Source organism: Bacillus sp. MMSF_3353 (genome assembly GCF_030733445.1).
Classification (GTDB): Bacteria; Bacillota; Bacilli; order Bacillales; family Bacillaceae_G; genus Bacillus_A; species Bacillus_A wiedmannii.
The window spans coordinates 151,949-172,647 of record NZ_JASHJA010000009.1 but is presented as its reverse complement, the minus strand read 5'-3'; the positions used below and the strand labels follow the sequence as shown (position 1 = coordinate 172,647).

Here is a 20,699-nt window from a genome sequence, read left to right as displayed (position 1 = left end):
CGGCGCTTCTTCTACAACTGACTGCTCTTCCGCAATCGGCGCTTCTTCTACAACTGACTGCTCTTCCGCAATCGGCGCTTCTTCTACAACTTGTTGTTCTTCTGCAATTAAAACATTTGCAAAGCTTTGAACATCTTTTTTCGTTTGTTCATCAACCTCAGTAACATGTATGAATCCATTCTTTAGTTCAATTGCTTCATTTAAAACCATTTCTTGCTGTGTTTCCTCAAGTGCTATAGGTTCCACTTCTTCTAGCTCTTCTGCTTCTGCAATTACTTCCACTTCTTCTAGCTCTTCTGCTTCTGCAATTACTTCCACTTCTTCTAGCTCTTCTGCTTCTGCAATTACTTCTACTTCTTCTGACTCTTCTGCTTCTGCAATTACTTCCACTTCTTCTAGCTCTTCTGCTTCTGCAATTACTTCTACTTCTTCTGGTATTTCCGCTTCTGCAATTACTTCCACTTCTTCTGGTATTTCCGCTTCTGCAATTACTCCCACTTCTTCTGGTATTTCCACGATGATTGTTTCTTCAAGTTTTTCTTCTGCTTTGACAATCACTGATTCTTCTGGAGCTTGCTTTTCTGCTTCAATAGTAGGTTGTTCTATTTCTGTATTACGTTTAGTTTCTTCTGATAATATTGTATCCTCGTGCTCCACTTTAGAATCTACTAATTCTGTTTGTAGAATGTTTTTGACCACTACATCACTTTCTTGCTTAGCATCTTCCATACGCTCAGCAATTGTTTGATGAGGTACTTCACCCGCTGGAACTGCCTGCTGTGCACTAATTTCTTGAACCACTTCTTTTTCTTCTACTATAGGCTCTTGGCGTTCAATTTCATAACCGTTTTTCTCTAGCCATTGATCGACAACTGACTTTTCTTCCTTTTTACTTTGTTGATCTCGCTGATCAACACCTTCATGACTGGAAGAATTCGTTGCTTGTCCTTCTGAGAAATCAGATAATGTATATCCTTTTTTCTCTAACCATGCATCAACGACTGATTTGCCCTCTACAGATATTTCAAGATCTTCTCTTTCCTTTTTTTCCTCCTGCTTTTCTACCTTTTTCTCTACAGAAGGACGATTATATCCGTAAATTGGCGAGATCATTTCTGTTGGACGAAATGGTCTACGGTTACTTTCTTGCGAAGGTGCAGATGCTTTCTTTACGACAGGCTCTCTCTCCGGTTCATATTGTACTGCCGGCTCTTCATATGTAGAAACTACTTTTTCCACATACTGTCGTCTACTTCTTTCCACTTTGACCCCTCTTTGAGTAGGCTGATTTTCATATGTTACAACTTGAACAGGTTGTTCTTCAAAATGCCCTGTTGCTATAACATCCTCTTCATCGAACCCATTATCCGGTACTAATGGAAAACGGCATTTACCTGCATTCCGACTTGCCATTTGTGCTTCTCTTGCTTCAGTGTAGTGGTTTACACGAGGGATCTTCGGCTGACTTTCGATTTGCTTTGGTACTTCTTTATTTATCGCTGTTTGTTCTTCCTCTTTGTTAAACAGCTTTTTCATCCAATCTAACATGCTTACCACTCTTTCTACTAAATAGTAACATCCTTTATTGTATCAGCATTCGGCAAAAAGTGCAGGTAAAATTAAGCATGTCATATTTATCCATAACATTCTAATTACAAGTGTTTTCATATGGAAAAACGCAGCCTTCCATGTAAGACTGCGTTTAAGCTTTACTCTTCCGATACTCATCTACACTATCCGTTACACTTTGCAATAAAGAATTTACATACTGTGGGTCAGATAATTTTTTATCTTCTTCAGAATTTGACATAAATCCAAGTTCTAATAGTACGCCAGGAACCTTTGCCCAATTAAATCCAGAAAGGTCATCCCTGAATTTAATTCCATTTACTTTCACTTGATGATTCTCTCTCATTTTATTTACAATCGTTTGAGAGATTTGAAGACTTTCAGCATAAATCTCTTTCGTGTACGGACTTCCTTCTGCCGGCGTTAATACAGCAAATCCACTTTGATTCGGATTTTCAGAGCCATCTGCATGAAGACGTAAAAATAAATTCGCCTTATGATCATTCGCAAATGTCGCGCGTTCTTTATTACTTATATCCACATCTTGTGACGTTCTCGTCATTAATACTTGTATTCCCTTTGCTTCTAACTTTTCTTTTAATACGGAAGCCATTTCTAATACAAGAACAGCCTCTCTTTTTTTCGTCACAACACCAGTTGTACCATCTGTCACTTTATATTTTTGCGTCGTTGCTCCTGGCCCGATTGGCTCCAAATTTAAATTTGCTTTTTGTTGATGCCCCGGATCAATAACAACAAGAAACTTTCCTTGTTTTTCATTACTCTCTACTTTTTGTTCATTATTTTGCAGCGGTTGCTCTGTTGGCTGCGCTGGCGTAGCTTCCTCTTTCTTTTCCTCGGCCGGCACTTCCTCCTGCTTCTGCTCCACTTGCTCATTCGTTTGAACTGCTTGCGGTTCTTCTTTCTTTTCTTGTTCTTCTTGCTGCTTTTCTACCGGTGCGTCTTCCCTGTTATCTTGTTTTTTTTCCTGCATAGAAGATGTTACTTCTTTTTTCGGCTCTTCTTGCGAACAACCTCCCATATATATTCCAATGAATACAATCATGCTCATTATTTTTATATACTTCATGTGTTTCTCCCATCACTTTGCACCGGTCTCAAAGTTTTTTATAATTGTTTTATAATCTCATCCATATTTCCAATATGAACGGGTTGCCATGTTTCTGTACCACGCTCTGCCGTATAAACTAAATACGCACCATCAGCCACATTTACGAAAATCGGATCCCCCATATCTGTTTCATATCCGATAACAATCCATTCTTCTTTCCATTTTCCATGTTCTTCACTTATTAATGAATTTTTATGTTTATCATATCGATAACCGATTTGTCCTTTTTCTAATTCATTTTCGCTAAACACATATATTTCATAGGAACCTAGTTCGATATCTTGCTGTTTTGAAGTTTCAATTCGTTTCAGAAGTTCTGCGATTTTTAGTTGTTGTTTCATACGTCTATCCCCTTCTATTTTTCTAAATTTTAACTAGTTTGTTTATAAAATACAATATAGTTTTTGAGAAAAAAGGTGACATCCTTATCATATGAACGATTTTTTGAATATATCTGTCACAACTCGCAATATATCAATGATTCAACAGAAAAGAGAGGCTGTCCAAAAGGACAACCTCTCTTTTCTTACATCAATTAAAATTTGAACTCTTGTCCAACTTCAAAGCTATCTTCTAATACAAGAATACCTTTTTCTTGTGGAGCATTTGGAAGCTCTAATTCACGTGCTGAACAAATCATTCCAGAAGAAGGAACACCGCGAAGTTCAGCTGGTTTAATTAACATACCGCTTGGCATTACAGCGCCGATTTTTGCAACGACAACTTTTTGTCCTGCATCAACGTTCGGTGCGCCACATACGATTTGTAATGTTTCTGTACCGATTTCTACTTTACAAATGTTTAGCTTATCAGCATTTGGATGCTTCTCTTTTTCAGCTACATAGCCTACAACAAATTTTGGAGAAAGATCTGCTTCTACTGTTTCTTCAAAGCCGTTCTTCGCTAAAATCCCGTTGATTTTTTCTACAAATTCTTTCGTTAATGTTAGGTTACCTGTTTCTTTTACTTCTAAGTAAGAAGACGCATTAAAGATGTTGAATCCTGCTGTTACATCGCTTTCACGATCGTATACGCGTGCAACATCTCCTTTGCGATCAAAAGTACGGTTCTCTAAAGTAATATCTTGTAAGGCAACAATTAGAGTGTCACCAATTCCTTCAAGGTTGTAAAAAACGTTCACTTCGTTCATCCTTTCTCTTTTCCGTCTGTCTTCTTCCGATTCTTCGCTAAAATAAAGATTGGCTCGAAGTCTCCATCTTCATATACGAATGAAAGTGATGTAATCGGAACATGCCCTTCGGCAAAAAATTTCATTGTCATTTGTGCAATAATATCATAACCGATTTCGTTGACGATATCAGCAATAATTAATACATCTTGGTGAGGAACAGCAACAACCATGTCACCAGAAATCTTTTCACGCATCGATTGTAGTAACGATTCGTTTAAAATACGCGTCGCATCATACCCATCATTTGTGTTTAAAAAGTAGAATGTATTCCCTGCTACTGTTTCTTGTTTAAATTCATAACCTAATGAGCGAGCGTTGAATAATGCCATCTCACGCACTTGTTGCTCTGTAAGTTCTAATTTTTGTAATAGACGCTCATCAATGAGTCGATACGTTTTATTCGAATCTAACGCGTAGTAAATACGTGTTTCCGCCGTATGATCCGTCATAATAAACGGATTTCCTTCTTCTGCTTGTTTCGGGAAAGAAGTAGAGCGAATAACAGGTAAAATTTTCGCTGCGCTATTTTCTTCTTTATGCATCGCAATTAACGCTTCTTGTACGTAATAAGCAACCTCTTCAATTGCTTTTTCTTTATTCACTTCCCATTTTGCCATAACTCCTGGAAGCGATACGTTAATACCTTTTTTCGAGTCTTTCTGTTCTATACGTAGAACTTCTTTCTCGCTATCATACTGAAAGTCCCATTCTGGGCGAGATAATTTCTTCATTAACTCGTCTTTCATCTTTTTACTTGTCATCTTCATCTCTTTTTCCTCCCTTCCAAAAAAATAACCTCCCCCGCGAAGGTAGAGGTTGTTTTACAATTCAATTGGCAAATTGCCTTATTTTAAACCTTCAATGAACTCTTCGATTTGCTCTTGTGTTTTACGATCTTTGTTTACATAGCGACCTGTTTCTTCACCCTTATTGTACGCTACAAAGCTCGGAATGCCAAATACGTCTAATTTTACGCATAGATCAATAAACTCATCACGATCTACATAGTAAAATGAGAAATCACTATATTTCTCTTCTACTTCTGGCATAAACGGGTCTACAAAACGGCAGTCTGGGCACCATTCTGCTGAGAACATAAAGACTACATTCTCTTCATTTTTCAATTGTTGGAATTGCTCCATGCTTTCTAATGATTTCATCTATATTTCCTCCTCTAACGAGTGCATTTTTTCATGTTATAATCTTTCTTTTATACTACCATACATCGCGCATGGTGCAAGGTTTATGCTTGCTTTTCGTCATACTTATATTGCCCAACAAGTAACTTAACAACATGTACAAATAATTCCGTGCGGTCGACATAATCATCTGTAAAAATACCGATAGCACCTTCGTGACTACGAATATCTTTTCTTTGTACAAACTCTTCCATCACTTCACTTAACTCCTTGCCATCTTCAAGAGGTGCTAAAAAATCATCTGGTAACTTAATACGTGCACCGCCTGCAACGAATGTTTTACCGGTATTTGTTGCTAGCGCGCCCCAGTTACACATAAATAAACCGTGCTCCGTTTTCATTACGCCACCTTCTAATCCAATACCAATTTGAGCTTCTCCTTCTTGTAGCGCTCGCTTCGCTCTATTAACCGCTCCTTGCATCGTCTCTTCATCTGTAAACGGCTGATTTGCTACCCCTGAAGGAACAGAAATAGATGTAATTGTAGCATCTTTCCAAACCTTCTCCACAGCACCAACTTTCGTTTTATTCTTCGATCCAACTACTACTTTCATTTCGTTCACCTCTATAAAAATTCATCATTTTGTTCCATCCAATATCCGCTTCGGCACAAATTAAGTACCAACCACTATCACACACCACAGTGGAATCCCTTTTACCTATAAAAGAAGATGGCTTTCCGCAATATTATTGGTCCTAAACAAAAAAACAGGCTTCTTCTTTCTTCCTACCCACGGTCTTAATACACCATTCGAGCACCTATTAAGCACTAACCGCCACCACACACCGCTGGGGCGTCTATTCAACCTAAAAAAAGAAGGGTTTTTCGCCCTTCTCCTCTACGCGTTATTCTTAATTGTCTCTAACGTCGTTTTATCCGTTGCTCTTACAAGCTTCGTAATGAGTTCTTTTGCTGCCGCATAATCATCAACATGTAAAATAGAAGCATGTGTATGAATGTAACGTGCGCAAACACCAATTACTGCTGATGGGATACCTGAGTTACTTGTATGTACACGGCCCGCATCTGTACCACCTTGTGAAATAAAGTATTGGTACGGAATGTTGTGTGTTTCTGCTGTATCTAAAATGAATTCGCGCATTCCTCTATGTGTTACCATTGTACGGTCGTAAATACGAAGAAGAGCACCTTTTCCTAATTGACCGAACTGCGTTTTATCACCAGATGCATCGTTTGCTGGACTTGCATCAAGCGCATAGAAAATGTCTGGTTGAATCATATTTGCAGCAGTTTGTGCACCGCGAAGACCAACTTCTTCTTGTACAGTCGCACCAGAGTATAATGTGTTTGGTAATGTTTCATCTTTTAATTCTTTTAATAATTCGATTGCAAGGCCACATCCATAACGGTTGTCCCAAGCTTTCGCCATAATTTTCTTTTCATTTGCCATCGGCGTAAACGGACAGATTGGCACGATTTGTTGTCCTGGTTTTACACCAATCTCAATCGCATCTTCGTAGCTATCTGCACCTATATCAATTAACATATTTTTTATATCCATCGGTTTTGCACGTTGCGCGTCACTTAATAAATGAGGAGGAATAGAACCAACAACCCCAATAACAGGACCATTCTTCGTCATAACTTGTACACGTTGCGCTAATAACACTTGACTCCACCAGCCGCCTAACGTTTGAAAACGAAGCATCCCGTTTTTCGTAATTTGCGTAACCATGAAACCTACTTCATCCATATGACCTGCTACAAGAACACGTGGGCCAGTTTCGTCCCCTTTTTTCAGACCAAATACGCTACCTAAACCGTCTTGCACAATTTCATCCGCATATTTGCTTAATTCTTGCTTCATAAAACGGCGTACATCATGTTCGAAACCTGATGCACCTTGTAATTCTGTTAACGTACGAAATAATTGTAATGTCTCTTTATTCACGAAGTCCCCTTCTTTCAAACCTTAGTAGAATACCTCTTTTATTGTAACGAAATTTTCGAAATGTTTCTAGTTTCTTCTTTTTTAACTGTATTTGCTTTATAATTATTATTGGTACACTATTTTTATTTTATAGAATTGAGGTGAATATATGAGCTGGAAAGGTTTAGTAGCAGGTCTTGGCGTTGGGTTCGCAGCTGGTTATCTTGTTGCAAACAAAGTACAAGAACAATCCCATATTTCTTCAGAAAAAGCATTGAAAATGGTGAAACAAGCATTACGTCATAAAGGTGAAATTACTGGCTCTTGGGTACATATGGTTCCAGAGGCATTTGAAAAATATGATGTCGCATACGAAGTTTATCGTGGCGGTCTTACAACAATGTTAGATGATATACAAGAACGATTTGAATTTTTAGTTGATGCTAAAACAGGTACTGTTTTAGAGGTTATAGCAGCATAAAAAGGAGGGTTCCCATTAGGTGAACCTCTTATTTTTTAATTGTGAAAGAAATAAAAGGAGTATCGATGTTAGATGATATTAGAAACCGAATACTTATGCCTAAAGGAAATGCGACAAGATGATTTTGATGATTTAAAAATGATGTTGCAAGATCCAGATGTAATGTATGCTTATGAGCACAATTTTTCTGATGCTGATGTCCAATCCTGGTTAGATAAAAATATAAAACGATATAAAGATTTTGGGTTTGGCTTATGGGGGATGTATCTAAAAGAAACTGATGAATTTATAGGGAATGCCGGTTTAAGTATGCAGGATACCGATGTTGAACAGGTCATAGAAATTGGATATTTGTTAAAAAAAGAGTTTTGGCATAAAGGTTACGCAAGTGAAATTACTAAAAGCATTAAAGAATATGCTTTTAATGAATTAGGACTATCAAAAGTCTATTCAATGATTAAACATGACAATATTGCTTCACAAAAAGTTGCTAAGAAGCTTGGTATGATTAAAGAAAAAGAATTCATGACTAAATATTATAATGGAGATATGCTTCATTATTTATATAGCATATCTAAATAGGAGGCTGCTCCAGCAAATATTCTGGAACAACCTCCTATTTTTATGCTTCTACACTCGTTTTCCGCTCTATCTTTTCTACAATATGTCCTTCCTTATTCCACTTTACTGCACGGTAATACGCGTCATGATAAAACGTAAACCAAGCATCGTTTTCAGCGCCGTACTCCATCCACTTTTTCTTATTTTCAATTGATGTCATTGGATAATCATCGTAGGCCATCACCCATAGTACATTTTGATGTGCGTGCGTCGGCAATAGGTCTGCTAAATGAATCATCGTTTCACCTTTGCTTTCTAAAGCAATAACTGCATGTCCATCACTATGACCACCTGTATGCGCCATTTTTATTTCATCCGTAATTTCTATTTCTTGCTGGAATGTAACAACTTGATCTACAATCGGCTCCCAATTTTCCTTCCAATATGTATTACGTGACCTGATATTTGGGTTCCTCATTTCATTCCATTCTGTTTCGCTTACGTAAACTTTCGCATTCGGAAACGATGGTACAAGGTGATCACCTTCCCATTTCGTTAAACCAGATGCATGATCAAAATGCAGGTGTGTCATTAAGACATACTGAATATCTTCAGGTTTTAAATCTAGTTTTTCTAATGATTTATAAACCGATGACTCTTCTGTTACACCTTGATTTCGCTTCATCTTCTCATTCAATTTACCGTTTCCTATTCCGGAATCAATGAGCATATTACCGTCTTTCGTTTGCAAAAGTAACGGATCTGTTCGTAAATAAATATGATTTGTATCATTATGTTTATATTTACGTGACCAAAGCACTTTCGGTACAACACCAAACATTGCTCCCCCATCTAAATGTGTGTTCCCGCCTTTTAGCCACGTCACTTTTATATCTCCAATTTGTAACTGTTCCATTTTTCATCCCCCTTTCCTTTCAATATTAACATAAAATTCCGATTATTTTAGTTACAAAAAAAACCTATGCATTACTGCATAGGCTCTGTGCGATATTTTGCTTCAACTCGGTAAATACGATGACCTTTACTTGAGAATTTCTCTTCGTATTCTGTCATAATGTTTCCTTCATAATCACTATTATGAAGATCTAGGCTCAGGTAAGTTAATAACATACCATACTCAGCCATACTCATTAGAGAGTATTCAAATAAACCTTGGTTATCTGTTTTGAAATGAATTTCTCCGCCTTCTACTAACACTTCTTCATAATTGCGTAAAAATGTTTTATACGTTAGACGACGCTTCGTATGACGATTCTTCGGCCATGGGTCTGAGAAGTTTAAATAAACGCGGTCAATCTCACCTTTTGCAAAGAAAACTGTTAAATCTTCAGCATCTTTATTAATTAACTTTAAGTTCGGTACTTCTTCTTCAATTAATTTATCAAGTGCATCTACAACAACACTTGTGAATTTTTCAATTCCAATATAATTAATATGTGGGTTTGCTTTTGCCATATCGTACATAAAGCGGCCACGACCTGTACCTACTTCAATATGAATTGGTTGCTCATTTCCAAATACTTCTTTCCAGTTACCAGCGCGCTCCTCTGGGTTTCCAATTACGATATGTGAATACTCATTAATTCGATCCATTGCATATGGTTTATGTCTTAAACGCATAGATGTCTCCCTCTCTTTACATAGCTATTTTAAAGGAATAATTCCTTCTCTCTGTTTTAATCAATCTCCCAAACAAAAAACCAAGTACGTACGAGCACTCGGTCCGTTTCTTTCAAGTATAAGATGTACCATTTTGATAAAAACTACATACAGCATTAAACATTCCATGACGAAACAGCTTTTTCTCGTACATTTGAAGAGAAAAACAATCGAAAGGATGATCCGTTCATGCCAATTAATCAACAACATCAATTAGAAGTGCTGAAAGATATTTTAGTCAATCACCAAAGTGATTGTTGCGGGACAGTTTCTGAATGCGAGCAATTAGAGCGTCTCATTCAATCGTTACTCGCAAACGATAGTATAAGTAGTGACGCTAAAGCAATGCTAAACGATGTATATTCTTATAGTCAATCGGGTAAATCTTCCTCTAATTTGGACAACCACATTTCCAATAATCAAGAACAACTTACTCAGTGGATTGCTGGAATGGACAATTTTTCTTAAGTATTACTCTGAAGCAAGTAGTTGCTGTAAATATTGATGCCAATATTCAGCTTCTGCTTGCTGTTTTTTTGTTGTGTGCCATTGCATAGACAAAATCGTTTGTGCTATTACATACCATCTCATACGCCTAAGCAGCGATTCATCCATTTCAATATCATAATATTTGAGCCACTCGCTCCATTCGTGGCGCGGAATGTACCAATATAATAACATACCGAGGTCTAGAGCTGGGTCAGCAATTACAGCTCCATCCCAATCAATTAAAAACAACTCATCTTCATCCGACAATAGCCAGTTGTTATGGTTCACATCACAATGGCATACAACGAATTCATTGTATTCAATATCTTTTAATGAATCCATTAAATATTGAAGGCCTTGCTGAATTGTTTCATCATCCCTTATATCTCCTCTTAAAACCAGTTGCAGTTGTTGTAATAACTCTTGTGCGTGAAGCGGCTGCTTCCCAAGTCTTTGAATCATCTGTACAAGCGCTTTAGAGGAGTGTATTTTCTTCAAAAGTTTCGCAACACGTTCTAGTTTCATATCCTCTGGCTCTAGCTTCTGTCCCGGAAGCCATTTTTGAGCAGAAATTACATCACCGTTCGTTACCCTTCTTGTCCAAAGTAATTTTGGAACAATTCCTTCTGCTGACAATACCGCTAAAAAGGGCGATGTATTCCGCTTTAAAAATAACTTCTGTTGTCCGTTTTGCGCAATATACGCATCGCCCGTTACTCCACCAGCCGGTACAAGACTCCACTCTTTTCCTAATAATTGTTCCAACCATTCCATATTCATTACCCGTTAACAAATCCTTATCTTTTATAGTTATGAAAAGAAAAACCGCAACATTTCTACATATGTTGTGGATTCATATATTTTACTGTAAATGAAAAGAAAACTTGGCATAAGCCAAAAACTCTCTATTTTATTTTACAAAACCTGTCATAGAATGACAACTTATCAAAATCGTCACCTTTGTCAATTCTACATTTATTACATTCTCATCGTCAAGTAGCGATTTGTCACATTATCGTCAATATATACGTGCTAATCGGAGCGAGCCTAAGTTCCTTTCCTCTAAATGAAGAAATTGGCTCTATTTTCGCTTGCTTTTCGTTTACTAACACATGCCACGTTTCTTCTTTCGGAAGTTGCACCGTTTTAGCTTCTAAACCGCTATTAAATAAAACTATAATCTCTTGCCACGGTCCAAATGATTCTGCATGCTCTAGGTGATATGCAAGTACTTCTGGAGATGTTTGCAAAAAAGTCATGTGCTTTTTTATAAGGTCTGCGTTTTGTAATCGGAATGCTCTGTGCTCTTTGCGAATCGCAATTAAACCTTTTATATAGTTAACGGTCTCTATCTCTTCCTCTTTTTGATCCCAATCTAATTGATTAATTTCATCATTTGCATTATAACTATTTTCATTTCCCTGCTTCGTACGATAAAACTCTTGCCCAGCATGTAAGAAAGGGATGCCTTGCGAAAGAATCACCATTGCGCTCGCTAGAAGGTGACGTTTTTTCAAAATCTCTTCTGGTTCTTCATTACTCCGCATTAGTTTATCCCACATCGTCATATTGTCATGACATTCTACATAGTTAATGCTTTGCACAGGCTCTAGAAACAGACCTGTTTCTTTCATACTCAAAAGACTTCCCGATGCTATATACTGCAAATGATTACAGTCTACATGCCCACCAAATGCAAAACCACGCTTATTTATATGAAAGGTACTCCCTTTTATCCCATCACGAAATTGATCATTAAATTGCGCAATATGCGGCATTTTCTTTGCATTATTTAACGTTGCTTTTTCCTCTAGAGGAAGTGGTGTTTGTAGCTCCCACCCTTCTCCTAATAACAATGCATCTCGCTTTATGTTTCGTACTTCTTTTTCTATTATATTCATTGTATCAACATCTAAAATTCCCATTAAGTCGAATCGGAATCCATCAACATTGTATTCAGTAAGCCAATATAAAATAGACTCTACAATAAATTTCCTCATCATTTTCCGTTCAGATGCTATATCATTCCCGACTCCCGTCCCATTAGAAGGCATACCATCTTCACCATGACGAAAATAATATCCTGGGACAAGCTTTTCAAATGATGATAGCTCTCTTTCATACACATGATTGTATACAACATCTATAATCACCCTAATGCCGTGCTCATGAAATGTTTCAATTAGTTGCTTACACTCTACTATCCTGTTATACGGGTCAGAAGGGTTTGTAGCATAAAATCCCGTAGGCGCATTGTAATATAATGGATTGTAACCCCAATTATATGCAGAAGAAGGATTCGCCTCATCTACACCACCGAAACAATATAAAGGCAATAATTCAACATGTGTAACACCCAAATCTTTTATATGAGACAAGCCTGTTAACGTCCCATTTCGCCCTGTTGTCCCTTCTTCCATTAGCCCTTTATATGTTCCTTTTTTACTCACTCCACTGCCCTTATGAATAGTGGCATCACGAATATGCAGTTCATACAGTATGGCATCTGTCATTGCGTGTAATGGTGGTAATTGCTCTCGTCTTGTTACATTTGTCTTTTCCAAATCGATAACAACGCCGTACTTCCCATTTACAGTCACTGACTTTGCGTAAGGATCCACTGCTTCATTCCATATTAAATTAATACAAACAAGAAATGTATACTTTTCTCCAGCTAAATTACCTTGTAATGTATGAGTCCAAACCCCACTTTCTCCTCTATACATTTCATGATCGGTATATTCTTTATCACTTTTATAAATCCTTACTTTCGCAAGCCTCGCAGTTGGAGCCCATACTTTAAATGTCGTTGCTTCTTTTTGATAAACAGCACCTAAATCTGTACCTTCGTAATAATACTTTTCATCGAAAATCGCTGTTCTTATGACAGCACCTATTTGTAAATCTGTTTCTTCATTCCGTTCATCTCGTACTGTATAATACTTCCCCACATCTAGCGGCTCTTCTATAAAGCACTCATACTTCGTTGCATCCGGAAGCGCAATTGTATGAGCAATCGGTAAATCTTTCACGTTACTTCCTTCTTGCAAACGAAATGTCCGGCTTGTTCCATACGCATGTGGGAGCAAAATTGTAATTTTATTCATTTCATCTAAATAGGCATCAAATGGACGTTTTACTTTCAACATAAAAAAATCACCATCATTCTTAAAGTTAAAATAAAGTGAAACTTTAATCAGCGGGAAAGCTTTACCCCACTGATTATTAGCCTTCACCAATTGGGCCTTTATGGGCAGTTGATCTCCCACCTAACTTCTTTGCTTGATCCTAATTTTGAGGTAGGAGTCTTACTGCCCGCAAATAGAGGGATGAAACGAGCTGCAAATGATAAGACTTTTCTTATCATTGAAGCCCTATACAGTAACTCATTATTCTCTATAGTATATTCACCTGTATAAAAAACGTTTTCATACATTCTATTTTTGTAATTTTATTTCAGCAATCGCTTTATACTTCGGTGTCTCCTTCACGTGAGATTCGTATAAAGTAATCGTATCCGCTTGAAATGATATTTCAGGTACTTCCTTTATATGTTCTAAATCAAACTTCTCTTCTCCTACCCATTTACGAGCAACAGTAATATGCGGATGATACGGGCGCGCTTCTAAAGAAAATCCATTCCCTTCACACATAGCGTGCACTTGCTTTTGTAATTGAAGCAAATCGTAATTCTCGCTTACCTTCGACCAAAAAATACGCGGCCTATCTTCCATACCGAACGTAGAAAATCCTTGTAATGTGAACGATAGTTCTTGCGTTTCTGTAAGGGTTTGTAATCCATTCTTTATTCCTTCTAATTGTTCCTCTGTTGCACTACCTAAAAATGAAAGGGTAATATGGTAGTCTTCTTTATGTACCCATGAACGAAATGGTAATTCCTCCTGCATTTCCTCTTTATAGTTAGACAGCACTTCTTTTATATGATTCGGTAACGTAATCGCGACAAAATAATGCGGCTCCATGTACATCTTCTCCTTCTTTCTATTGTTGCTTTTCTTTCTTATCTCATTCAATTAAATAGAATCAAACTTCCCTACAAGTCTAACCAAGTTAGGGTCGCGTTAATAAAGTGAAACTTTAATCAGTGGGGGTTTTGTCCATCCCCTACTGATTATTAGCCCTCACCAATCGGGCTTTTACGGGCAGTTGATCCCCACCTAACTTCTTCGCTTTCGCTAAATTTTAAAGTGGGGGGCTTACTGCCCGTTAATGCGGGATAAATGAAATTATATCGACTTAACAACTAAATACGATAAGAAAAGCAACCTATACGTAACAGAAAACCGTCCCAAAATATGTATCGGGACGGCCTCTCCTTATTTATATATCCATTACTTCGCTAATTCATGAATTGCTTGCGCGTAAATTGCTGTTGCTTTTAATAAGTCTTCAATTTCAATGTACTCGTCTTTTTGATGCGCAAGTTCTTCTTTTCCAGGGAACAACGGACCAAACGCAACGCCAGCTTTCAATGAACGAGCGTAAGTACCGCCGCCGATTGCTAATAGCTCTGCTTTTTCACCTGTTTGTTCTTCATATACGCGTTGCAACGTACGAATTAACACGTGGTCTTTATCAACGTGATGCGGGCGAGAGTTTGAATAATCCGCCACTTTAAATCCATGATTACCAACGTATTCTTTTAACTTTGCAATCATTTCGTCAAAGTTAGTCGTAACCGGGTAACGTACATTTAATCCTAAATTACCACCATTCTCTTTCGTATAAGAAAGGCGACCAACATTCACAGTTAACGGTCCGCTAATATCGTCTTTATAAGAAATCCCAGCTTTCTCTCCTAAAATATCTCCTGTAAATGTTTCTGTTACAAACGATGCAAACGAAGCCCCTTTTCCATCAAGAGCAACTGTAGTTAAGAAGTTTGCCAGTAATAAACCTGCATTCTCACCCTTCTCTGGAGTAGATCCGTGAGCTGAAATCCCTTTGATTTGCAACGTCACCGTATTACCTTCTACAATTGCTTCACCTATTTTTTTAGCAGTTTGTAAATACTCTTCATATGCTACTGTAAGTGTATTTACATCTTCTCCTGTAATAGTCGCTTCCGCAAAATCAGGAACCATATTTAAACGGCGACCTGATTCAAATGAAACAAGTTCATATGTACCTTTCTTCTCTTCACTACCACTTTGCACAACTTGTATATCAGAAATTCCTTTTTCTGCATTAATAATTGGAAAATCTGCGTCTGGCGCAAAACCGATTGTTGGCATTTCTTCGTTTTTAAAGTAGTGATCTACACATTTCCAATTGCTTTCCTCATCTGTTCCTAAAATCATGCGAACGCGTTTTGAAAGAGACAAACCCAATTCTTTCACAATTTTCATCGCATAATAAGCTGCCATCGTTGGGCCTTTATCGTCAATTGCACCACGTGCAAAAATCTTTCCATCGCGAATATCTGCACTATATGCGGGAGTCGTCCAGCCATCTCCTTCTGGTACAACATCAACGTGACAAAGAATACCTACTAACTCTTCTCCTTGTCCCATTTCAAGATGACCTGCATACCCTTCTAAATTTTTAGAAGCAAAACCTTCAGTTTCTCCTTTATGTAACATGAAAGATAAAGCTTTTTCTACACCTTCACCGAATGGTGCGCCCTCTTTCGCTGATTCTTCTTCCCATACACTTTTAATTTGTAAAAATTGTTGTGTATCACGAATTAAATCATCTTTTCGTTTTGCAACTTCTTCTGTCCAATTAATCGCTGACATCACGCATCCATCCTTCACTATATTGTTTCTTTCATCATAACAAACCGAAATCTCTTATGCCATATACGAAACTCAAATACCTAACAATTGTAACATTTCAGATATTTCTTATTAGTTTTTCTTTTATTTTTCTAAAAAAATTTGCAGGAATTTGGCGTTTTACGTAGAATTTTATGTGTTAGTTGACTGACCATATATACAATGTCAACTACCAATATTTTTCTATATGAATATTTGTTAAATTTCTGTAAAATTTAAGTAGATTAAAGCATGAATTTTATCATGTAGAGTACAATGGTAGTAACGACCTTCTTTCCTGAATGGGGTCAAAAAAACTAGTAGAGGAGTGGTTTTCTCTTGAAACCTACAACTACTCGTATGCTAACACGCATTAAATCAATTTATATGTACATCAATGAAAACGGAACGGTAACGACGAAAGACCTTGTAGATGAGTTCGGGATCACACCGCGAACGATACAACGTGATCTAAATGTGTTGCAGTTTAATGAACTCGTGTATAGCCCTTGCCGCGGTAAGTGGACAACAACAGGAAAGAAAGTGAGAATGACCTCATAATGAACAAATAATTGTATGTAAATAAATACATACCCCTTTCTAATTCGTTAGAAAGGGGTCTTTTCTGCGCCAAAAACAGCACTATTTTTCAGTATCTACTTGATATGTTTTTAACATTTCTACTTCTTCATCTGATAGCTCTCGGTATTGTCCAAGTTCTAGCTCTTCATCTAATACTAATGGTCCCATCTCTGTTCTCTTTAGGTAGACTACTTTTTTCCCTACCGCTTCAAACATACGCTTCACTTGATGGAACTTTCCTTCTGTAATTACAAGCTCGATTTCAGAAATCTCATCGCTTTTTAATATTGTAAGTGCACCTGGCTTTGTTTCATAGCCATCATCTAAAATAACACCTTTAGCAAACTCTTTTACATCCTCTTCTGTTACTACTCCTGCAACGTGTGCATAATATTTTTTCGGCACATGCTTTTTCGGAGATAACAATTGATGTGATAACTTCCCGTCATTTGTTATCAATAAGAAACCTTCCGTATCAATATCAAGTCGTCCAACTGGGAACGGATCAAAGATTGCATCTTCTAACTCTAATAAATCTATTACCGTTTCATGATTATCATCTTCTGTCGCTGAAATAACGCCTTGTGGTTTATGCAACATTAAATAAACAAACTCTTTATATTCCACAACTTCTCCGTGAATCATAACTTCTTGCTCTTCTACATTTACATGAACCTTCGCATCTTTCACTGGCGTTCCATCAATTTTTACAACGCCGTCTTTCAATAATTTCTTTACTTCTTTTCTACTTCCATATCCCATATTTGCTAATAATTTATCTAATCTCACGTTTTTCACCTTCTTTGTTTATCATAGAAAAGGGGACGTAATTACGCCCCTTTTGATTTCAACTTTATTTTGAATCTATTGCCAAGTTTACGTTGGATTTTCTCTAACGCTTCTCCGCCAAATACTCGTTCAAGTACTCCTGTGCGAATTGCTAACAATCCATACACAAGACCACCAATACCTGCACAAACCACAACTGTAATAAGAGCACCCATTCGGCCATCAGGTGAGATCATGAAGGACAGAGTCCATTGTGATAACTTTACAGCAATGACCATTACAAGTGTTAATACTGCAATTTGGAAAGTTCTCTTATATACAACACCAAATGAATAGTGTACATGTTTTTTGATTTGTCGATTCGTATACCATACGGAAGCTAAGAATCCGACTGCAGTTGCTAAAATCGCTCCAACTGTACCGAAATAACGAATAAAGATTACGTTACATACGAATTTCAAAATAACACCCATAATAAGCGCGACAATCGCATGTTTTTGTTGATTGATTCCTTGCAGAATTGCTGCTGTTACTGTAAATAAAGCGAATAATAACGCAACCGGTGCATACCACATTAATACTTGTCCACCTAGTGGATCTGAGTCATAGAACGCAGTATAAATTGGATATGCAAGTGTTGATATACCGACAACTGCTGGCAATGTTAAGAACATATTTGCCTGGAATGTTTGTGTAATTTGTAACTTTAAATAGCGGTATTGTTTTTCAGTAAATGATTTTGTAATCGCTGGTACAAGCGTTAAACTAAACGCTGTTGCAAGCGATACAGGAATCATAATTAATTTATGCGTCCACATTGTGAAAATACCAAGCGCTCGCTCTGCGATATCACCTTGGCCAATCGCTTGCATAATTGAGTTAAATGTCAATGTATCAATTTGTTGATATAAAGGAATTGTTAACCCAATTACAACGTAAGGAATCGCATATGCAAATAATTCTTTAAATAATTGAACCGTACTCACTGTCGATTCTGGTACAGTTTGTTCAATTAAATATTGATCCAAATGTTTTTTACGTTTTAACCAGTACCAAATGAGTACACCGAGCGCTCCAACTGCTGAAACGAACGCAGCAAATGTCGCTACCCCAACTGCTGTTGCAACTGTACCGCCAAGTACTTTAATAACGATAAAACTACCCGCTAATAAAAAGACGATACGAATAATTTGTTCAATAATTTGCGAAACAGTAGTCGGTCCCATCGATTGGTGACCTTGGAAATAACCACGAATTAAACTCGCTGCTGGTACAACAATAAGTGCAAAACTTACAAGACGAATAATCGTCGTAACTTCTTCTACATTACTGTGTATACTTTGTTTACCAAGCATTGCTTCTGCAAACAGTGGCGCTGTCATGTATAGAACTAGGAACGAAAGAACTCCTGTTACTATCATCATAACCATTCCCGAACGGAACATTCTCCGGCTCGTTTTATAATCGCCAAGCGCATTATATTTGGAAACAAATTTTGAAACAGCAAGCGGCACCCCTGCCGTTGCAATACTTAAAAAGATCGTATATGGAATGTATCCATATGTATAGAGCGTTCCGCCTTCTGTACCTACTAATGCATGAAACGGAAAGACGTAAATCATGCCTAAGAACTTTACTAAAAATGTCCCTAACGTAACAATAAGCGTTCCGCGCAGAAATTTCGAATCGGACATACAAAAATCCTCCTACATCTACATAAAGTGAAACTTTAATCAGTGTGGGTGTTCTTCCCCACTGATTATTAGTTGAACTATTCGAGCATTTATGGGCTACCAAATTCCCTTTTTATTTCTCTTACATCTTAAGGTTTTAGTCTTCTTACCCACAAATAGCAGGATAGTGCTGAACTCTAACTTTTGTATTGTACCACAATTCTCTCCTTAAGCAGTACTTCACTCTATTTTTCTTTTAAGGGAAAACATGCTATTCTTTTAGGCAGGAAATGTAGAAAATGAGGTCGATATATTATGCATTATGATGTTATTGTCATCGGCGGCGGGCCTTCTGGGCTAATGGCTGCAATCGGTGCTGCAGAAGAAGGCGCAAGTGTCTTACTTCTTGATAAAGGAAATAAACTAGGGCGTAAACTTGCGATTTCTGGTGGTGGTCGTTGTAACGTAACGAACCGTCTACCACTTGATGAGATCGTTAAACATATACCAGGAAACGGTCGCTTCTTATACAGCGCTTTTTCTATTTTCAATAATGAAGATATTATTACATTCTTCGAAAAGCTTGGCGTGCAACTAAAAGAAGAAGATCATGGTCGCATGTTCCCTGTATCAAATAAAGCACAATCAGTAGTAGACGCACTTTTAACACGATTAAAAGACTTAGGTGTAAAAATCCGTACGAATACACCTGTTGAAACAATTGAATATGAGAACGGTCAAACGAAAGCAGTCGTACTGCAAACTGGCGAAGTGTTAGAAACGAATCATGTCGTTATCGCTGTTGGCGGAAAATCCGTTCCTCAAACTGGCTCTACTGGAGACGGATACGCTTGGGCTGAAAAAGCTGGGCATACAATTACAGAGCTATTCCCAACAGAAGTACCAATCCTTTCAAACGAACCATTTATTCGTGATCGCTCCTTACAAGGTCTTGCTTTACGCGATGTTAACTTAAGCGTATTAAACCCGAAAGGAAAAGCTATCATTTCTCACAAAATGGACATGCTCTTCACTCATTTCGGCCTATCTGGTCCTGCCGCTCTTCGTTGTAGCCAATTCGTCGTGAAAGCACTGAAAAAGTTTAAAACGAATACGATTCAAATGAGTATCGATGCATTGCCAGAAGAAAATAGTGAACAACTATTCCAGCGCATGCTGAAACAAATGAAAGAAGATCCGAAAAAAGGAATTAAAAATGTATTAAAAGGTTATGTTCCTGAACGTTACTTCCTATTCTTATTAGAAAAGAATGAAATTGATGGCAGCGAACAAGCTGGACAAGTTTCTCACGAGAAGATTCGTGCACTTGTGAAAGACTTTAAAGAGTTTACTGTGAATGTAAATGGTACGCAGTCAATTGAAAAAGCATTCGTTACTGGCGGCGGTGTATCCGTTAAAGAAATTAACCCGAAAGAAATGTCTTCTAAATTCACGAACGGCGTATATTTCTGCGGAGAAGTTCTTGATATTCACGGTTATACTGGCGGCTACAATATTACATCTGCTCTCGTTACTGGTAGAATTGCCGGAACAACGGCTGGAGAAAACGCGAAAATGCAATATTAAAAAAAGAAACAGGGCTTCCTGTTTCTTTTTTTAGGTATATGAAATTATATCAGCGATTCTACAATTATATCGGCGATTCCTCGAATATATCAGCGT

20 protein-coding genes and 1 pseudogene are annotated in these 20,699 nt (G+C 37.5%); 5 read left to right on the top strand and 16 right to left on the bottom strand.

From position 1 onward, the window contains the following. From RBB48_RS19790 to RBB48_RS19755, 8 genes and pseudogenes are all read right to left on the bottom strand, one after another. A pseudogene (locus RBB48_RS19790) lies at positions 1-1,548 on the bottom strand (DNA translocase FtsK); the annotation flags it as partial. 154 nt (positions 1,549-1,702) lie between these two features. Next, a complete protein-coding gene (locus tag RBB48_RS19785; RefSeq protein WP_097889186.1) occupies positions 1,703-2,659 on the bottom strand; it encodes an N-acetylmuramoyl-L-alanine amidase in 957 nt (318 codons plus the stop codon). Positions 2,660-2,697: 38 nt separating this feature from the next. Further along, the gene (locus RBB48_RS19780; protein ID WP_087984841.1) at positions 2,698-3,042 is read right to left on the bottom strand and encodes a thiamine transporter; all 345 of its coding nucleotides are present in this window, start codon (positions 3,040-3,042) and stop codon (positions 2,698-2,700) included. Positions 3,043-3,236: 194 nt separating this feature from the next. Continuing rightward, complete coding sequence (ytpR, locus tag RBB48_RS19775) at positions 3,237-3,851, bottom strand: YtpR family tRNA-binding protein (protein WP_088609954.1); 615 nt, start codon at positions 3,849-3,851, stop codon at positions 3,237-3,239. Then, positions 3,848-4,660: a DUF1444 domain-containing protein gene (locus RBB48_RS19770; protein WP_306007987.1), complete on the bottom strand. Its 813-nt coding sequence runs from the start codon at positions 4,658-4,660 to the stop codon at positions 3,848-3,850. The genes ytpR and RBB48_RS19770 overlap by 4 nt, the downstream gene beginning before the upstream one ends. 78 nt (positions 4,661-4,738) lie before the next feature. After that, positions 4,739-5,053 carry a thioredoxin family protein gene (locus RBB48_RS19765; RefSeq protein WP_000838193.1) on the bottom strand — a complete coding sequence of 105 codons (315 nt, stop codon included), beginning with the start codon at positions 5,051-5,053 and terminating at the stop codon, positions 4,739-4,741. Between the two features lie 83 nt (positions 5,054-5,136). Beyond that, positions 5,137-5,646 (bottom strand): DUF84 family protein, encoded by a 510-nt coding sequence (locus RBB48_RS19760; RefSeq protein ID WP_088609955.1) that lies wholly within the window; start codon positions 5,644-5,646, stop codon positions 5,137-5,139. A 285-nt stretch (positions 5,647-5,931) separates the two neighbouring features. Next, on the bottom strand, positions 5,932-7,005 hold the full coding sequence (locus RBB48_RS19755; protein WP_001031515.1) for a M42 family metallopeptidase: 1,074 nt from the start codon (positions 7,003-7,005) through the stop codon (positions 5,932-5,934). 148 nt (positions 7,006-7,153) lie between these two features. Between RBB48_RS19755 and RBB48_RS19750 the strand changes: the two genes are divergently transcribed. Together RBB48_RS19750 and RBB48_RS19745 are read left to right on the top strand one after the other, a co-directional pair. Continuing rightward, positions 7,154-7,465, top strand: a complete 312-nt coding sequence (locus RBB48_RS19750; protein WP_199695299.1) for a PepSY domain-containing protein — start codon at positions 7,154-7,156, stop codon at positions 7,463-7,465. Positions 7,466-7,537: 72 nt separating this feature from the next. Further along, a complete protein-coding gene (locus RBB48_RS19745) occupies positions 7,538-8,047 on the top strand; it encodes a GNAT family N-acetyltransferase (RefSeq protein WP_088609956.1) in 510 nt (169 codons plus the stop codon). Positions 8,048-8,087: 40 nt separating this feature from the next. Here RBB48_RS19745 and RBB48_RS19740 read toward each other — a convergent pair whose 3' ends face one another. Both RBB48_RS19740 and trmB read right to left on the bottom strand, forming a co-directional pair. Then, positions 8,088-8,942, bottom strand: a complete 855-nt coding sequence (locus tag RBB48_RS19740) for a YtnP family quorum-quenching lactonase (RefSeq protein ID WP_075311122.1) — start codon at positions 8,940-8,942, stop codon at positions 8,088-8,090. A gap of 71 nt (positions 8,943-9,013) precedes the next feature. Beyond that, the gene (gene trmB / locus RBB48_RS19735) at positions 9,014-9,667 is read right to left on the bottom strand and encodes a tRNA (guanosine(46)-N7)-methyltransferase TrmB (protein ID WP_001239384.1); all 654 of its coding nucleotides are present in this window, start codon (positions 9,665-9,667) and stop codon (positions 9,014-9,016) included. Positions 9,668-9,895: 228 nt separating this feature from the next. On the opposite strand from trmB, the gene RBB48_RS19730 reads away from it, so the two are divergent. Beyond that, positions 9,896-10,174 carry a YtzH-like family protein gene (locus tag RBB48_RS19730; RefSeq protein WP_001122236.1) on the top strand — a complete coding sequence of 93 codons (279 nt, stop codon included), beginning with the start codon at positions 9,896-9,898 and terminating at the stop codon, positions 10,172-10,174. A 3-nt stretch (positions 10,175-10,177) separates the two neighbouring features. Here RBB48_RS19730 and RBB48_RS19725 read toward each other — a convergent pair whose 3' ends face one another. The 4 genes from RBB48_RS19725 to pepV form a co-directional block, all read right to left on the bottom strand. Next, the gene (locus tag RBB48_RS19725) at positions 10,178-10,975 is read right to left on the bottom strand and encodes a phosphotransferase family protein (protein ID WP_087984845.1); all 798 of its coding nucleotides are present in this window, start codon (positions 10,973-10,975) and stop codon (positions 10,178-10,180) included. 227 nt (positions 10,976-11,202) lie between these two features. Next, positions 11,203-13,344: a type I pullulanase gene (gene pulA / locus RBB48_RS19720; RefSeq protein WP_306007986.1), complete on the bottom strand. Its 2,142-nt coding sequence runs from the start codon at positions 13,342-13,344 to the stop codon at positions 11,203-11,205. A gap of 288 nt (positions 13,345-13,632) precedes the next feature. Then, positions 13,633-14,178, bottom strand: coding sequence for an RNA 2',3'-cyclic phosphodiesterase (thpR, locus tag RBB48_RS19715; RefSeq protein ID WP_088609957.1), 546 nt, complete (start codon positions 14,176-14,178; stop codon positions 13,633-13,635). A gap of 369 nt (positions 14,179-14,547) precedes the next feature. Then, the gene (gene pepV / locus RBB48_RS19710) at positions 14,548-15,954 is read right to left on the bottom strand and encodes a dipeptidase PepV (RefSeq protein WP_088609958.1); all 1,407 of its coding nucleotides are present in this window, start codon (positions 15,952-15,954) and stop codon (positions 14,548-14,550) included. Between the two features lie 357 nt (positions 15,955-16,311). Here pepV and RBB48_RS19705 point away from each other — a divergent pair, with 357 nt between their 5' ends. Continuing rightward, positions 16,312-16,533 carry a DeoR family transcriptional regulator gene (locus RBB48_RS19705; RefSeq protein ID WP_000805512.1) on the top strand — a complete coding sequence of 74 codons (222 nt, stop codon included), beginning with the start codon at positions 16,312-16,314 and terminating at the stop codon, positions 16,531-16,533. Positions 16,534-16,614: 81 nt separating this feature from the next. On the opposite strand, the gene RBB48_RS19700 is transcribed toward RBB48_RS19705, so the two are convergent. Both RBB48_RS19700 and RBB48_RS19695 read right to left on the bottom strand, forming a co-directional pair. Then, positions 16,615-17,343, bottom strand: a complete 729-nt coding sequence (locus RBB48_RS19700) for a pseudouridine synthase (protein ID WP_001234944.1) — start codon at positions 17,341-17,343, stop codon at positions 16,615-16,617. Positions 17,344-17,384: 41 nt separating this feature from the next. Further along, positions 17,385-19,037 (bottom strand): putative polysaccharide biosynthesis protein, encoded by a 1,653-nt coding sequence (locus RBB48_RS19695; RefSeq protein ID WP_001284033.1) that lies wholly within the window; start codon positions 19,035-19,037, stop codon positions 17,385-17,387. A 294-nt stretch (positions 19,038-19,331) separates the two neighbouring features. On the opposite strand from RBB48_RS19695, the gene RBB48_RS19690 reads away from it, so the two are divergent. Then, positions 19,332-20,603, top strand: coding sequence for a BaiN/RdsA family NAD(P)/FAD-dependent oxidoreductase (locus RBB48_RS19690; RefSeq protein ID WP_000558876.1), 1,272 nt, complete (start codon positions 19,332-19,334; stop codon positions 20,601-20,603). Positions 20,604-20,699: the final 96 nt, after the last annotated feature.

Coding starts and splice junctions, on each gene's coding strand:
- RBB48_RS19770 (WP_306007987.1), bottom strand. CDS start 4,660: ATGAAGATGACAAGTAAAAAGATGAAAGACGAGTTAATGAAGAAATTA.
- RBB48_RS19690 (WP_000558876.1), top strand. CDS start 19,332: ATGCATTATGATGTTATTGTCATCGGCGGCGGGCCTTCTGGGCTAATG.
- RBB48_RS19785 (WP_097889186.1), bottom strand. CDS start 2,659: ATGAAGTATATAAAAATAATGAGCATGATTGTATTCATTGGAATATAT.
- RBB48_RS19780 (WP_087984841.1), bottom strand. CDS start 3,042: ATGAAACAACAACTAAAAATCGCAGAACTTCTGAAACGAATTGAAACT.
- pulA (WP_306007986.1), bottom strand. CDS start 13,344: ATGTTGAAAGTAAAACGTCCATTTGATGCCTATTTAGATGAAATGAAT.
- thpR (WP_088609957.1), bottom strand. CDS start 14,178: ATGGAGCCGCATTATTTTGTCGCGATTACGTTACCGAATCATATAAAA.
- RBB48_RS19725 (WP_087984845.1), bottom strand. CDS start 10,975: ATGAATATGGAATGGTTGGAACAATTATTAGGAAAAGAGTGGAGTCTT.
- pepV (WP_088609958.1), bottom strand. CDS start 15,954: ATGTCAGCGATTAATTGGACAGAAGAAGTTGCAAAACGAAAAGATGAT.
- RBB48_RS19750 (WP_199695299.1), top strand. CDS start 7,154: ATGAGCTGGAAAGGTTTAGTAGCAGGTCTTGGCGTTGGGTTCGCAGCT.
- trmB (WP_001239384.1), bottom strand. CDS start 9,667: ATGCGTTTAAGACATAAACCATATGCAATGGATCGAATTAATGAGTAT.
- RBB48_RS19745 (WP_088609956.1), top strand. CDS start 7,538: ATGATATTAGAAACCGAATACTTATGCCTAAAGGAAATGCGACAAGAT.
- RBB48_RS19740 (WP_075311122.1), bottom strand. CDS start 8,942: ATGGAACAGTTACAAATTGGAGATATAAAAGTGACGTGGCTAAAAGGC.
- RBB48_RS19765 (WP_000838193.1), bottom strand. CDS start 5,053: ATGAAATCATTAGAAAGCATGGAGCAATTCCAACAATTGAAAAATGAA.
- RBB48_RS19760 (WP_088609955.1), bottom strand. CDS start 5,646: ATGAAAGTAGTAGTTGGATCGAAGAATAAAACGAAAGTTGGTGCTGTG.
- RBB48_RS19695 (WP_001284033.1), bottom strand. CDS start 19,037: ATGTCCGATTCGAAATTTCTGCGCGGAACGCTTATTGTTACGTTAGGG.
- RBB48_RS19730 (WP_001122236.1), top strand. CDS start 9,896: ATGCCAATTAATCAACAACATCAATTAGAAGTGCTGAAAGATATTTTA.
- ytpR (WP_088609954.1), bottom strand. CDS start 3,851: ATGAACGAAGTGAACGTTTTTTACAACCTTGAAGGAATTGGTGACACT.